The organism is Oribacterium sp. KHPX15 (genome assembly GCF_900107835.1).
GTDB lineage: Bacteria > Bacillota > Clostridia > Lachnospirales > Lachnospiraceae > Oribacterium.
This window is the reverse complement of the sequence record NZ_FNRG01000010.1, coordinates 1-15,455: the sequence shown is the minus strand read 5'-3', so window position 1 is coordinate 15,455 and position 15,455 is coordinate 1. Positions and strand designations below refer to the sequence as shown.

Annotated in this window: 12 protein-coding genes; 2 read left to right on the top strand and 10 right to left on the bottom strand. The window is 43.5% G+C overall.

Going from position 1 to position 15,455, the window contains the following annotated elements; genetic code table 11:
• Positions 1–174: 174 nt before the first annotated feature.
• Entirely contained in the window at positions 175–351 is a 177-nt protein-coding gene (locus BLV86_RS07890; protein WP_090816120.1) for a DUF4250 domain-containing protein, read from the top strand.
• 87 nt (positions 352–438) lie between these two features.
• Here the strand turns inward: BLV86_RS07890 and dtd are convergent, their stop codons facing one another.
• The 5 genes from dtd to BLV86_RS18755 all read right to left on the bottom strand — a co-directional run bounded on the left by dtd (position 439) and on the right by BLV86_RS18755 (position 7,244).
• Positions 439–891 carry a D-aminoacyl-tRNA deacylase gene (gene dtd, locus BLV86_RS07885; RefSeq protein WP_090816118.1) on the bottom strand — a complete coding sequence of 151 codons (453 nt, stop codon included), beginning with the start codon at positions 889–891 and terminating at the stop codon, positions 439–441.
• 33 nt (positions 892–924) lie between these two features.
• A complete protein-coding gene (locus BLV86_RS07880; RefSeq protein ID WP_049962202.1) occupies positions 925–4,560 on the bottom strand; it encodes an SNF2-related protein in 3,636 nt (1,211 codons plus the stop codon).
• A gap of 260 nt (positions 4,561–4,820) precedes the next feature.
• Positions 4,821–6,491, bottom strand: a complete 1,671-nt coding sequence (locus BLV86_RS07875; protein ID WP_090816116.1) for an AAA family ATPase — start codon at positions 6,489–6,491, stop codon at positions 4,821–4,823.
• Positions 6,492–6,588: 97 nt separating this feature from the next.
• The gene (locus tag BLV86_RS07870; protein WP_031547914.1) at positions 6,589–6,810 is read right to left on the bottom strand and encodes a hypothetical protein; all 222 of its coding nucleotides are present in this window, start codon (positions 6,808–6,810) and stop codon (positions 6,589–6,591) included.
• A 224-nt stretch (positions 6,811–7,034) separates the two neighbouring features.
• On the bottom strand, positions 7,035–7,244 hold the full coding sequence (locus BLV86_RS18755; RefSeq protein ID WP_442950762.1) for a DUF5640 domain-containing protein: 210 nt from the start codon (positions 7,242–7,244) through the stop codon (positions 7,035–7,037).
• 142 nt (positions 7,245–7,386) lie between these two features.
• Here BLV86_RS18755 and BLV86_RS07865 point away from each other — a divergent pair, with 142 nt between their 5' ends.
• Complete coding sequence (locus BLV86_RS07865; protein WP_090816114.1) at positions 7,387–8,514, top strand: cation diffusion facilitator family transporter; 1,128 nt, start codon at positions 7,387–7,389, stop codon at positions 8,512–8,514.
• Between the two features lie 84 nt (positions 8,515–8,598).
• On the opposite strand, the gene BLV86_RS07860 is transcribed toward BLV86_RS07865, so the two are convergent.
• From BLV86_RS07860 to BLV86_RS07840, 5 genes are all read right to left on the bottom strand, one after another.
• Positions 8,599–9,495 (bottom strand): hypothetical protein, encoded by an 897-nt coding sequence (locus BLV86_RS07860; RefSeq protein ID WP_090816112.1) that lies wholly within the window; start codon positions 9,493–9,495, stop codon positions 8,599–8,601.
• Positions 9,496–9,732: 237 nt separating this feature from the next.
• A complete protein-coding gene (locus tag BLV86_RS07855; RefSeq protein ID WP_044915858.1) occupies positions 9,733–11,013 on the bottom strand; it encodes a replication-associated recombination protein A in 1,281 nt (426 codons plus the stop codon).
• A gap of 189 nt (positions 11,014–11,202) precedes the next feature.
• Positions 11,203–12,504, bottom strand: a complete 1,302-nt coding sequence (locus BLV86_RS07850) for an alginate O-acetyltransferase AlgX-related protein (RefSeq protein WP_090816110.1) — start codon at positions 12,502–12,504, stop codon at positions 11,203–11,205.
• 91 nt (positions 12,505–12,595) lie between these two features.
• Positions 12,596–14,539, bottom strand: a complete 1,944-nt coding sequence (locus BLV86_RS17805; protein ID WP_242873264.1) for an MBOAT family O-acyltransferase — start codon at positions 14,537–14,539, stop codon at positions 12,596–12,598.
• A 172-nt stretch (positions 14,540–14,711) separates the two neighbouring features.
• Positions 14,712–15,107: an FMN-binding protein gene (locus BLV86_RS07840; RefSeq protein ID WP_031547903.1), complete on the bottom strand. Its 396-nt coding sequence runs from the start codon at positions 15,105–15,107 to the stop codon at positions 14,712–14,714.
• Positions 15,108–15,455: the final 348 nt, after the last annotated feature.

The following is a 15,455-nucleotide window of genomic DNA, read 5'->3' as shown; positions in this document are numbered from 1 at the left end:
CTTCAGGTTATATAATTGGGCGACAAGTTTTAGGTGTTCTATGCCGGTCAGAAAATGCAAGGGATGTGCGCCGGCCCATCCCTTGCATTTTCTTACACGTTCTAATGGTTAACTAAACAGTAACCGATATAACCTGAAGGTTGCTGATAAATAATTATGAAAGAAGGTTTTTATATGGCAATTCCAAAAGATCCTGTTATGCTTTTGAGCTTTATCAATACTCAGCTCCGTGATAATTATGATTCGCTCGAGAGTCTTTGTAAGGCTTTTGATGTCGATCAGGACAGCATAGTGAAGTCCCTTGCGGTGATTGATTATCACTATAACAACGAGATAAACCAGTTTAAGTGAAAAACAGGAAAGGACAGAGCCGGAGGGTGATTTATCATTCATCTTCTCAACTGTAAACGTTGTTTTTTAGCCTTAATAGCTGATCGGCTATTTAAATAATTGGTCTGAATCCAGCATCAGGGTAAAGGGGCCGTCGTTAAGGAGTTCGACCTTCATGTCGGCACCGAACTCACCGTGCTCTACCTTTTGAACGTAATCCTTGCAGCGTTCTGTGAAGTACCGATAAAGGGCATCGGCTTTGTCCGGGGCTCCGGCCTCGATAAAGCTTGGGCGGTTACCTTTTTTGCAGTTGGCATACAGTGTAAACTGGCTGACCACAAGTACGGAACCTCCTACATCCGAAAGAGAGCAGTTTGTCTTTCCGTTTTCATCCGGGAATATCCGGAGGCTGCAGATCTTCTTCACCATTTTATCCGCCATTTCTTCGGTATCTGTATCCGAAACCCCCAGGAATATCAGAAATCCCCGTCCGATCTTACCTATCGTTTCATTATCTACTGTGACAGCTGCATGCTGCACAACCTGAACTACACATCTCATTTTTATCCTCTTTTCTACTGCTATACGAAATACTCATCCCAGGAGTTCCATCAGCTGTTCCCTGCTCATATTCATCAGTGACTCATTCTCTCCACTCAGTATCGCATCAGCCAGATCCTTTTTGGCATTCTGCATCTCAACTATCTTCTCTTCTATAGTGCCTTTAACGATCAGTTTAAATACAGAAACCTTTCTGGTCTGACCTATCCTGTGGGCACGGTCTGTTGCCTGATTCTGAGCAGCAAGATTCCACCATGGATCATAGTGGATGACAACGTCGGCACCGGTCAGATTGAGTCCTGTGCCGCCTGCCTTTAGAGAAATGAGAAACAGCGGGACTTCATTATCATTAAATGCATGAACCAGCTTGATTCTCTCTTCTTTCCTGGTTTCTCCTGTGATCTTATAAAACTCTATGCCGCGTTCCCTGAGATCACGCTCCAAAAGTCCAAACATGGAAGTGAACTGCGAAAAGAGCAGGATCTTGTGTCCTCCGTCTATGGCACTTTCGATCAGTTCAAGGCAGGATTCTCTCTTGGCAGATTCGCCTGTGTAGCCGGTTGTGATAAGCTCCGGATCGCAGCATATCTGTCTGATCTTTGTGAGTTCCGCCAGTACTTTGAGTTTATCCTTACCGGATTTAAAGTCTTCGCTTTCCAGAAGCTTCTTCATATGAGTGACCTGAGCATCATAGAGTTTTCTCTGGGCAGCATCAAACTTTGTAAAACGAATCTCCTCCATCTTATCCGGAAGATCCTTCAGCACATTTTCCTTTAGTCTCCTAAGGATAAACGGTCCTACCATGTTTTTCAGCTGTTTTGTGATTTCCTCATCCTTATACTTTGTTATAGCATTTTCAAAATCACTTCTGAAGCGGTCATAGGTATAGAGGAAACCCGGCATGAGATAGTCAAAGATGCTCCAAAGTTCACTTAATCTGTTTTCGATAGGTGTACCTGTCAGTGCAAATCTATGCTCTGCATTTATAACCTTCACCGACTTTGATACAGCAGCTTTAGGATTTTTTATAAACTGTGCCTCATCGATGATCTCATGATCAAACTTCTTTCCTTCATAGGCTCCGATATCCCGTTTCAAAAGGTCATAGGATGTGACCAGCACCTCAGGCAGAACCTCCTGAGACAGTATAGCCTTTCTCTCAGCCAATGTACCCGCAACGGCCCTTACCTCCACAGAAGGTGCAAATCGCCTGAACTCTTCCTCCCAGTTATAAACCAGTGATGCGGGACATACGATGAGGGAAGTTAACCTCTTGCCTTCCTTCTCCAGCAGGTTTTTTCTGCTTTGCAGAAGAGCTATAACCTGTATCGTTTTACCGAGACCCATATCGTCGGCAAGAATACCCCCGAAGCCAAGCTCAGACAGCATACTCAGCCACTTAAATCCATATATCTGATACCCCCGGAGAACCTTGGCGAGATTTTCCGGAACCTCGATGTCACTTTCCTTAACCGTGTTGAAATTTCTGATGAGTGACTTGAAGTTCTTGTCTCTGTCTGCCGCAATTTCATCATGCTCTTCCAGCAGGTTGTTGACAAATATGGCACGATACATGGGCAAATGCAGTTTACCTTTGGTGAAATCTCTCGCATCTACTCCCATGGCCTGCATGGTAGCCATTAGCTCTTCTATGGTGTCATCCTGCTCAAGTCTGATGAAATCGCCATTTTTCAGCTTGAAAAACTTTTTCTTTTTTCTGTAACTCTCAAGCAGCTCCAGAAGCTCCTCTTCCGACATATCATCGGTAGATATCTCCAGATTCAGAATTCCGCTTTCTACAGATACTCCGACTCTCGTTACCGGCGCTTTACGGATTTTCAGTTTCTCAAAATCCTTGCTGGCATGAATCTCGCCTATGGCCATCATGTCCTTCATACCTTCGTTCAAAAGGTCAAAGGTATTCTCCCCTGTTTTTTCGCAGGCAAATGTCTCGTTGTCAGAGCTTACGTCAGGGAGATACTTCATTAAAGTATTTACAGCATTCTGTTCATACTCCATATCTCTGGTTTCCGGAAATGGAAAGTCTGCATCCGTGAGCTTATGAAGATGGATTGCTTCATCGCCATACCTGGCCTGCACTTTTCCTATGATGAAATCCTCATTGGCATCCATATAGAAAACTATCTCGCACTCAGGCGGAAGATATTTTTGGAGCGGCGTCTTGCCATTTTCCACCACCTCTATCTCCGGACACTCGAGAAGCTTCGGCAGAAATCTGTAATAGAACTCCGAAAGCTTTTTCTTTCCTATAGTAAAGGACATGTCAGGAGTATCCTTCACACTTTCTATAAGCATGTTTACCATAGGTGAAAGTTCGTCAACTTTATAGAATACAGCATTTTCCTCATCCAGGATGTAGCTGTTGTTCGTGCCTTTCATTATATATGGGATATCCACCCATACTGACAGTCCGGCAAATTTTTTGTCTTTACCTTTTAATTGTTCTATCTCAACTGTTACCTTTAACTTACCCTCTGTTACCTTTATACTCTTTATAATAGGACTTCCGTCGATATCGATAGTTTTACCTTTTGTTGACTCATAAAACATATCGAGGATTTCAGGAGTTAAATCAACCTTATCCTTTAATGTTATATTATCGCCATAGTAGTATCTCAGATTGTTGATCTTCTGTGAGATATAATCTACTTCACTTTTGGCCTTCTCTATGATTTCATAGTACTTTTTTGATTCCTCATCGAAATCATAGTCCATGAAGGATATCATGTTCTTGGTTCCAAGTTTTAGAGTTCCATTTTGTTCTCTTGTTTCAACAAGATTGGTTATGCTCTTTAATTTATAGAGTTTTTCAATGCCTATCTTGAAGGAAAGTGACAGGTCACTGTCAGCATCTCTTCCAAAAGACAGCTTTGGCTCGATCTTTACAATATTTTTCTTCTGAGTTTTTTCCTCGATGATCTGATTACTCAGCATCTTACGATAGGCCCTCAGGACATTGTCACCATGGAGATCCGTGCTGTCGCCGGGATTGTACTTGGCGATATAGTCATCAGCAAAAATCAGGAGCGCCAAAACATGTGCACACACACTACGGTGAGAATAATAGCTGTAATACGCGCTTCCATCACGGGCACAATCGTCAAGAAGTAACTTATCTTTTGTGAACACCACCCTCACATCGAAAGAACCAAAACGTCCTGATGTGCACTCTCCTATGACATCTATAGCAAACCGGGTTTCTCCTGATGTTGACCGAAGGTACATAGTATCGACTTTGATGATTTTAATTTCACCTTTATTGATCATCATACGGGCTTCTTTAATGTCATCCTCTTTAACGCTATAGCCTTCAAGAACTTTTTCTACATTAAAATATGTGTTACCCTTGTTTGATTTCAGTGACTTGCTCCACTGTGAACTTACTGTTCTGGATTGCTCGAAATAATACAGAACTGCCGCCTCATGTTTACAGAAATTTCCGTCTTTCGCATAAGGGCAGTCACAACTCATCTTCATATTAACAGTATCCGGATACATGATCCTGACATTATACATCTTCGTTCCGATAACTCTTGCTATACAGCTGTTACCTGAAGCTGCAAATCCCTTTACATGACCTTTTTTATAATAACTCCAGCCTCTTTCAAGCACATCCTCATCAAACAATACCTCCCACTTATATTCCATGTCCCGACCCGGTCCTCCTCTATAAACGTAAGTTTTTTACCGTTTATCTCTGACATACAGATGCAGATCTATCCGGTTCCTTTTTCCTACTGCTCCAATGCGCATCAATTTTTCTGATTGTACAAAAAACAACATGTTAATTGCAATATAAAATGCATAATTCACTACCTCCCTCATTTTCTTACTCACTTCAAAAAACGGTTATACCCATTGCAGTTTTTGCATATTAGGTATAACCGTTTTTTATAGCTTTTATATCTTTAATCCCTTTTTATGAGAACATCCTTTCCCTCAAAGGCAAAGGCAAGCTTTATTATCTTTTCCTTTTCATATCCTGCGGACAGCAGCTCTGCTTCATACTTTTTATCTTCGATCTGTTTTAATGCCATATCGCAAAGCTCATCAAGTGTCTTACCCTTTTCGCTCCTGCGCTTGGCCTTAAACTCAATTATGACAGCATTATCCTTTTTGTCCTTCGGGCGGAGCATCACATCATAACGTCCGAGGCCACTCTCACGGTTTGACTTTATCTCATATCTGTCACGGAGTTCCACAAGAAGCCCGATCACAAGGCCATGATAGAAGTTTTCAGGGGCCGCCTTGCCGCTCCCGTCAAAGGTGCTTATCATGTCTTCACAGATTTCCGACATGGTATCCATCATATCGTCTATGTTGCCTTCCAGAAGGGCCTTTACGAAATAACTGTAGTTTTCTCCTTCATTTTCAAACCATCTCTCTACAAGCAGACTAAAGCTGTCCTTTACTTCGTGGTTTGTGAGTTTCAGGCTATATACTGCCATATTTCCTTCGCCTTCAATCGTAACAGGCTTTAGGTATCCTGCTGAAAATAAAAGGCTCCATATGGCATTCTTATTTCCGGTCATCTCACCATAGACAAGCTGTTCATCAATTTTCGTTTGTATAACTCCATCATTAAGCAGCTCTTCAAAAGCCTTCTTTATCTCAATGCTTCCTTCTCTCACTAGTTTTGACACAAGTGAGTTTGAACTTGTATTGGCCCAGTACGGCTCATATTTTCCTTTTTTTAAAAATGAAATAATAGACCATGGATTATAGATATCCTCAGTGTTTCCAAACTTAAACCCGTCATACCATGCTTTTACCTTTTCCTTTTCGGAACTGTATCCGTAACTGTCCAAAGATTCAAATACTTCCTTTTCTGTAAATCCAAAACAGTCTGCATACATATCTGATGAAATAGTTACTATCTGTAGATTATTTAAATCTGAAAACAAAGACTCTCTGCTTACTCTCGTGATACCGGTCAGAAGCGCTTTCCCGAGATAAGGATTTGTTTTAAGTGTAGAGTTGAACATGTTCCGCATAAATCCAACCAGCTCGTCCCAATATCCGTTTACATACGCTTCCTGCATTGGGGTATCGTATTCATCGATCAGGATCATGACTTTTTTACCATAGTAATCTGAAAGCCATCGGCAAAAAGTATTAAGACATTGACCGGCTGTTTTCTCATCCATGTCGTAACTTACTTTTTTGTAAAAATCCTGGTCTTTATCACTCATTTTATCCTTGAGCCAGTTATTTCGTGCGATCCATTCAGTAAAAAGCCAGTTAAACTGTTGTAAAGCACCTTGATATGTCTCTGCTTTAACCCCGGCAAATGAAACAAAGAGTACCGGCCACCTGCCACACTCCTCCATCATTTCTGTATCTTTGGAAATATTTAATCCCCTAAAGAGTTCCTCATTGTTTCCCTGTCTAATCGAGAAGAACTTTTCCACTGTGCTCAGCATCAATGTCTTTCCGAAACGGCGCGGACGGGTGATCAAAGTTATATCATCGTTGCTTCTCCACCACTCAGATATAAACTTTGTTTTGTCAATATAGAAATTGTTTTGTTCTATGACCTTCTCATAATCCTGAATGCCAAGTCCGACAGTCTTTAACATTTACTGCACCTCTTCTCACTACATACATATATTCTTATGTGCTTATACTATCATAATTCCCATACAAAAAAATGGATGATCATGCGAGAATTATGTATCATTTAACTGACATCATACTATTCTGTACTTCCTCTATAAGCTTCATGGGATACTTGCAGAAAGATGCTATCTCTTCCGGTGTTTTGCCATCCTGTAGCATTTCTGCAATTTGCTCACGCTTATGTTCTTCTCTTCCTATCCGCTGCTCATTTAGCCTTTTCTTTTCATCGAGTATCAGCTGACTGTCCAACAGTCCTTTATTCATTTTTTCGTTTTTCATTTATGATCCTTCACATAGTTTTAGTATAGCATCAAAATCAAAAGCATTTATTAAAAGTTCGTTTAATAAACTTCTGATCAAAAAATAAAATTAGGGATATCTTTAAAGATATAAATATAGATAATTGAAACTAAGATAGTTCAAATCTTTTTGCCCATAGATATGGGGCTTTTGAATATTCGTGTGAAATCATACATGTTATATTAATTTCTGTCAATACCACATCAAAAATTCATAATAGCTTTAAGTGATTCAGAAACCCAAAGGCTTATGACTCCGTCTACGATGGATACCTTGAAGGTTGAGTCCCTGAGGTTACTCTTCTCGAAATCCACCTTGAGAGTATCTTCTTCTAGCTCATAGTCGAAGCTGTAGCTGTGCTCCGGAAGTACCAGAGCCCCTGATCCGCTCTTTGTGAAGCGGTAGGCTTTCAGTTTAACTATTTACAAAACATTTCCGATTAGGTTAACATATCTTGAGATAATAAATAAAAGGATATAGGAATCCGGATATATCTGTATCGCTATGTCAGACATAAACGGAGATAACTATACCTTTATGGGGAGGATCAGATTTATGTCACAAGAAAATACAGAGCAAAGCAGAGACAGCGTCATCGTTAGAACCAGCATCATAGGTATAGTTGCCAATGTTTTCCTCGCCACCTTTAAAGCTGTAGTCGGTGTGCTGTCAAACTCCATCGCCATCGTGCTTGATGCGGTCAACAACTTATCCGATGCCATGTCATCGGTCATAACCATAGTCGGGACAAAGCTCGCAGGAAGAAAACCCGACAAAAAACATCCCCTTGGATACGGAAGACTTGAGTACCTTAGTGCAACCATCATCTCTGTCATCGTTCTCTATGCCGGCGTCACATCTTTTGTGGAATCGGTAAAGAAGATCATTTCTCCTGAGAAAGCCGATTACAGTACAGTCACACTTGTTATAGTTGCGGCAGCTGTGGTAGTTAAGATAATTCTCGGAAGATATGTAAAAAGTGTTGGTGAAAAAGTAAACTCCGATGCGCTCATAGCCTCGGGAACAGATGCGACCCTTGATTCCATCATCTCTGCATCGACACTGGTTGCTGCCGCCATATATATGACTTCAGGCATTTCCCTGGAAGCCTGGCTCGGCGCCATTATTTCCATCGTGATCATAAAATCAGGTATAGAGATGCTCAAGGATACGGTATCCCAGATACTCGGAGAAAGAGCAGATGCCTCTTTTACAAAGGCCATCAAAGCGACCATCGCCAGCTTTCCTGAAGTAAACGGAGCCTATGATCTGGTGCTTCATGCCTACGGTCCCGATACCTACGTAGGTTCAGTACACATTGAAATACCTGATACCATGACTGCCGGAGAGATAGACAGACTCACCAGAAATATCCGTCGAGAGGTTTATAAGAAACATAAGGTGATGCTTGAGGGTGTCAGCGTTTATTCCATTAACACGAAGGATGATAATGCTCACGCCATGATGGAAACCTGCAGAAACATCGTACTGTCACATGAATATGTGCTTCAGATGCATGGCTTCTATGTTGACGAAGAACTGAAAAACATAACCTTCGATATGGTTATAAGCTTTAAGGCAAACAATAAGGAAGAAATCCTGAAAGAAATATCAGACAAGATCCGGGAAGTATATCCGGACTACAAACTATACATCGCGCTGGACGCAGATTTCAGTGATTAGTAGCGAGGCACCTGTATTTTTTGATAGTACTTTTGTAAAACCGGAGGGCATCCATTTAAAAATGGATGCCCTCCGGCTTTTTTATCACTTCACAAACTTAATTCCGTCACAAGTAGAAACTCTCATTCTGATAGAATCGGTGTAACTGATCTTAACCTTTTTATCGATAGAATCAGCGGCAACCTTTGCCAGCTTCTCATCACCATCTATAGTGAAACAGAAAACCTCACCCTCATCAGTCTTAAGGTAGATGATACCGTCTTTGAACTGAGCAAGAGTTCCCTTGATCTCAAAAACCTCTGATTCATCACCTTCAAGCTTGTCATCTGTACAGATGCGGTATGCTTTGGCATCATCGGATGAAAGCTTTCCGAGATAAAGAACCTGCGCATAAGTTCCAACCTTGGCTTTTCCTATGGTTGTGGCATATGAAGGAATCTTGAAAGTATACTCAACTCCATCCTGAGGACCGTCATCAGTGTTTATACCCTCATCCTCTCTTATTGTGATGGAATCATCCGAAAGCTTTGTTATCTCGCCGTAAACCTGAGGCTCTGCTGAAAAATCATCAGAAACATACTCATAAGGAACCGACATAACAACCTCAGCCACCTTTGCGCCATCAGCCGGGATATCGGAGCCCTCGTCTCCATTATAGAAGATTTCGACTTCATCACCAGGCATAAGCTCCCATGCAGGATTTACAAATGCATCAGTTGTATCCAGTGTTAAACTTGTACCATCCACATACTCAACTGTAAGATTTTTACCATCCAGTTTCTGCACTGTAGCCTGGAAACTCTGCATATTTGATATGTCAACAGGTCCTGCTACACTTGAATCCCCGTCAACTCCTATTCCTGAATTATCTTCAGTAGCTGCTTGAGCAGTAGTCTCTGCCGCCTCTTTCTTTCCACCCTGACAGGCAGCAAGAGAAAGAACTGCCAGAACTGTCATTGCTGTATAAACAAACTTTTTCATAATGTTTCTCCATTCCGTGTGTCACAATCCCCGATGCATTAAGCCCCAAAGGTCATAACCACACTTTTATTCTCCTCTTTTTCTTATTTCCGGGTCCCGGGAAACTAATCCCACAGACCAGGTGATAATAAAAATAGCACTAAAGAAGTTTCACTTCTACCCGAAACCTCTTAACACTTTATTAAAAAAAGTGAAAATCCGGCTTTGAGCGCTTCAAAAGAATCCGCAAGGATTCTCTCATCTTTTATGTTTATGAGGATAATGATAAAATTCCGCATCCTTTATGGCGTCCGGCAGATACTGCTGCTCCACCCAGTTTCCGGGAAAATCATGAGGATATTTGTATCCGATTCCCCTGCCGAGTTTGCTGCTTGCAGGATAATGGGCATCCTGAAGATAGGGCGGTATGGGAAGATTTCCGCTTCTGTCCACCTCGGACATTGCCTCGGATATCGCCACGCAGCAGGCATTGCTCTTTGGAGCCGACGCCACATAAGTGCAGGCCTGGGAAAGAATGATCTGGGCTTCCGGCATCCCCACACGTTCGATAGCCAGGAATGCATTGGTCGCCACTACCAGTGCCTGTGGGTCAGCATTACCCACATCCTCGGAAGCGCAGATAACGATACGTCTCGCAATGAATTTAATGTCTTCTCCGGCCTTCAGCATGCGGGCAAGATAATAAACCGCCGCATCGGGATCAGAGCCCCGCATGGATTTGATAAAGGCCGAAATGGTGTCGTAATGGTTGTCGCTGTCCTTATCATATCTGACAGCCCGTTTCTGTATGCATTCTGCCGCAACTGGAAGAGTGATATGGATACGTCCGTCGGGTTCCCTGTCAGTGGTGAGGACAGCAAGCTCGATGGCATTAAGGGCAGCTCTCGCATCTCCGTTTGCCGTGTCGGAAAGAAATGCTCTCGCATCATCGTCAATGTATGCATGAAAAGACCCGACTCCCTTTACGGAATCTGAAAGCGCCCTGTCTATAAGGGTTGCAACATTTTCCTGAGACAAAGGTTTTAGTTCAAAGATCCTTGACCTGGAAATGAGAGCGCTGTTTACCTCGAAGTAAGGATTTTCCGTTGTGGCACCAATGAGCGTGACCGTGCCGTCTTCAACATAGGGAAGGAGGAAATCCTGCTGGGCTTTATTGAAACGGTGTATCTCGTCTACAAACAGTATGGTTTTTCTGCCATAGCCACCCTGATTCTGCTTAGCCTTCGTCACCACTTCCTCAAGGTCCTTTTTGCCGGCCACAGTTGCATTGACAGATTCAAAATCCGCGCTTGTGGTATGGGCGATGACCTTTGCCAATGTTGTCTTTCCGGTTCCCGGCGGTCCGTAAAATATAATGGAGCCCAGCTTATCCGCCTTTATGGCACGATAGAGCAGCTTTCCCGGGCCGACGATATGTTCCTGCCCCACCACCTCATCAAGGGTCTGAGGCCTCATACGTGAAGCAAGGGGGGCTTCATCCTCTTTATTCTTCTCCGCCATATATTCAAAAAGATCCATTATTTCTATATCCTTTCGCTTTTTACTGACAATTCAGTTGACCCTAACATTTTACGAGTTTTCATAAACTATAGCAATATGCACACTGTGCTAAAGAAATCCACAGGGGACGATTCTCTCCAGCGAGAGCCGTTCCCGGTGGATAACTCCCAAACAAAAAGACCATCGCTTCGGCGACAGTCTTTCGTTCTAAGCTGAAATTTCCGACGCCATCCTGACTATCATCGGAAAACGGTAGCTGCAGCGTTCGGCATTTTCATTGATCACTATGGCAGGCTTGTAAAGCTCGATAAACTCCATGAATCTGTCAGAGTAATCTCCCCAGACAAATATGGTTTTTCCGAAGCTTTCGGCAATGTCATCCAGGATGTAATTCTCCACATAGGAGTCTCCTATTATGAGAACCACCTCGTCATTTCCAGCCTTGTCACAGGTGAATATCCTGTGGCCGGTGCCCTCCAGAGGAGTTATCAGAAGATCATCCTCCACAGCTCCCGGATTCTTTATAACGTAACTTGACTGTTCATCCTTCTCGTGGATTCCGCCGTAAAGAGTCGTTCCCTGATCCTTCAGTTCAATGTCATAGTCCTCCGGTTCCAACACTTTATACTTTGTCGCCGGCTCTACAACATTATCCTTGACCTGCTTTGAGACCTCAGAAACGGAACCGGTATTTAAATGCGAAACGTCCCCGGAAACATCAAACAATATTCCGGAATTACCCGTACTTTCATTATTGTATGAAAGTGCCTCACCGACTCCACGGTTCAGTTCTTCCATCAGCTCCCGGTAAGCGAGGTATGCTCCAAACTCTGTCCAGTGGGAAGGGTCTGTGTATCGCCCGAAGGTCTCACCCTCTGTTTTACCTTCTTTCAGAACCTCTGTAGTGTCGATCACATCTACTGTAGTATTTGCCTTAAGGCTCTTCATGACCTGGTCAACCAGAGATTCATCCCCGTATTGATTCACGGAGGTCATGAACTGTTCGGGGTAAATGCTGTGCTTATCGCGGCACTGCATGTAATAGTATCTTATGCCCCTTGCCTCCAAAGTATCCTTTATCTTTTGGTAAGCCGCCGCGGTCTCATCCAGCTGCTCCTGTGAGTAAAGATTCTTGTGCTGATAATCCAGAAGCATTTCCTTTTCTGCATAGTTGAACTCTCCCTTCGGCCCCAGATAAAAATCGGAGCTGCCGGTTCCCGCAGAAGAAAGATTCCCGAACACCCGGTACTGAAGCCCTGCATTTAGCTTGACCAGCAAGGCTCTGAGCCCGATGTTGTCATTGATCCAGTTCTCGAAATCTGAGGCAAATGCTTCGTTCAGGCTTCCGTCATCCTTCACAAGGGCTGCTCTCTTCGCCAGATACCGGTTCTCATCCCGGGACAGACCGCCATTCTCCCTGTTCACCGTAACTAGGGGTATAAACAGCACCAAAAGGAAGGCTGCCGCAAAAACTATATTCTGTTTTTTCAGATGTTTTTTATTCTCCACCGGAAAACCTTTCCTTTTCTATAATGCCTTTAGGCTACTGATGAAACAGGCATCCTGCATCGAAACCATCCCTGAACGCTATCCTGAATTATCAGAACTGAAAATAAATAAACGGGTTATAGGTTCCGGAAACTATACGCATAACTGATAACAATAACAGCAAAATCAGAGCGATGTCTCTCGCAAAAGTCCATACAGCCGGATTGCCCTCAGACTTAACCTCAGACTCAACCTCGGACTTAACCTCGGACTCAACCTCGGACTCAACCGCAGACTCAACCTCAGACTCAACCTCGGACTTAACCTCTGTCTTGCCCTGCACTTCTCTTTCCTCACATTTCTTCACTTTTATATTCAGTATGCGGTCAGTTTCAACCCCTGTCTTCCTAAGCAAAAATCCCGGAATATTCAGGGATAAAGCAATGCCTGCCACCAGAATAAATGCCGTCCATCCATCGAGATACCACATCACACTGTATCCCGGAGTCTGGCCCAGGGCACGACCCAGCATAGTCTTCAGATACCACAAACCTTCGGATAGTGAGCCGGCTCTGAAAAATACCCAGCCTATGAGCACTACAAGCAGTGTGTATACGTGGCGGATCAATACTTTTATGTTTTCAAAAACATCGTTTTCTTTTGACATCTGTGATACCTCTGGTCCACTTCTGCCCCGTGATCCGGTGTCCATGACTGATACATTTACATGTCCTGCAGTACTTCCACCCGGCTTCCTGAATGCCCTCTCAACAAGCATGAACATCCCATGCCAGAGCCCCCAGAAGATATAGTTCCAGGCAGCCCCGTGCCAGATGCCGGTAAGGAGAAAGACGATAAAAAGATTTCTGTAGGTATTCAGCGTTCCTTTACGGTTTCCCCCGAGAGGAATGTACACATAATCCCTGAACCAGCTTGACAACGAAATGTGCCAGCGCCTCCAGAACTCAGTTATGGATCTTGAAATGTAAGGAAGATCAAAGTTCTCAAGAAAATGGAATCCAAACATCCTTCCCAGGCCTATGGCCATATCCGAATAACCTGAAAAATCAAAATATATCTGTAGTCCATATGCTATGGCACCAAGCCAGGCGATGGCAACTGTATTGTTCTCTATGCCCTGTCCCCAGATGCTGTCCACGGTAACCGCCATGGTATTGGCTATCAGGGCTTTCTTCGAAAGTCCTATGACGAACCTTCTTGCGCCGTCGGAAAAATCATCGAGACTGACACTTCGCTCATCAATCTCTGCCTCAACGTCAGTGTAACGCACTATAGGTCCGGCAATCAGCTGAGGGAACAGCATTACATAAAGCGCAAGCTTAAAAGGGTTCTTCTGAACCCCGGCCTTGTTCCGGTAGACATCGATGGTGTAGGACATTGCCTGAAAGGTGAAAAAACTGATTCCTATAGGAAGAACAATGTTTCTGAGAGAAAAACCTGTCTTAAAGATCTGATTGATGGTGGCGATGGTAAAATCGAAATATTTAAAATAAAAGAGCAAAAGAAGATTTGCCGCAACCGTAAGGAAAAGAAACAGCTTCTCCGGCCTCTTGTTCACCGTAAGGCCGTTAGGATGATTTTGTGCATGTACTGCGGAATCCTCTGCCGTAAGACCGTTAGGATTTCGTACCTGCCCTGCGGAATCCTCTGCCATAAGGCCGTTAGGATTTCGTACCTGTACTGCGGAATCCTCTGCCGTAAGGCCGTTAGCATTTCGTACCTGTACTGCGGAATCCTCTGCCGTAAGGCCGTTAGCATTTCGTACCTGTACTGCGGAATCAGGCAGCGAATTCTTTTCCCTGCCTGAATAAATGAGCAAGGCACCTGTGTAATTTATAAGTATGCTTGCAGCTATGATCCAAACGTAGCCGATCTGCGACCACGCAAAGAAAATAAGGCTCATAAAAAGCAGCCAGTAATTACCGAAGATCTTACGGTCCTTAAATATCTTTTTATCTAAAAACAGACACAAATAGTAACCTGCCAGTGTCAGTGGCAGGAAACCGAATAAAAACAATGTAGAACTAAAAACCATGAGGAATGACTCTCCATTCAGACGCTATACGATCATAACTCTGTAATAGCGTTTCTAGCCGTGCGACGATAAAAACTTCTCAAAGTATTTCAAGTTATCTCCGTAAAAACGTTATTTTGCCGTGCGATTGGCTTCTCAAATTCTGATCGAAGAAGATGACAGCTTTGACTTATCAGCCCTTAGTGGTTTCCTTTGGCTCCTCTGCATCAAAGAGTCCCAATGCATCCTTTGCGGCATTCATAACACCCTCCGAAGTATAGGTAGCTCCGGAAACTCCGTCGATCTCATAGCCGTCCTTTTCAACCAGCTGCTTCTCAAGCTCGGGAAGGGCTGCGCCGCCAACCTCCGGGGTTTCATCATTACCCTCTATGGAAGCCTTAACGATGTCGTCTCCCTTCATGGTGAGTGTCACGGTAATGGTTCCGCCAAAACCTTCCGCGCTTCCCACCAGCTCTCTTTCCTGAGCCTCGGTTGTTTCTTCCTTTGTAGCCTCCGGAACCTTATTTGCGTTGCAGGCTGCAAGAGAAAGTAAAAGAACTCCCGACATTATCATTAATGTTTTTTTCATATAACTCCCCATTCCGCGGGTGCCGTTTCCGGCTAATGCTTAGACCCCCCGCTTCTCACTTAAATATATATTTTATCCCGCCGCCGGGGCAGGAAGCATTTACAACAACTATGATGCCAAACTTCACCGATTATCACAAGAGGTTTTATCGGATATCACTCACGTTATGCTACATATGATGACAGTTCAGCCGGTATACCTTATTTTCGCAGTGAACAAGGCATTACATTGACCCATATTCCGGTTACCAGCATTTGAGTCATCCTGATTGGCAGGTTACATTGACTCAATTTCAGGTAATCAGCATTTAGGTCATCCTGAAGGGCAGGTTACATTGACTCAATTTCA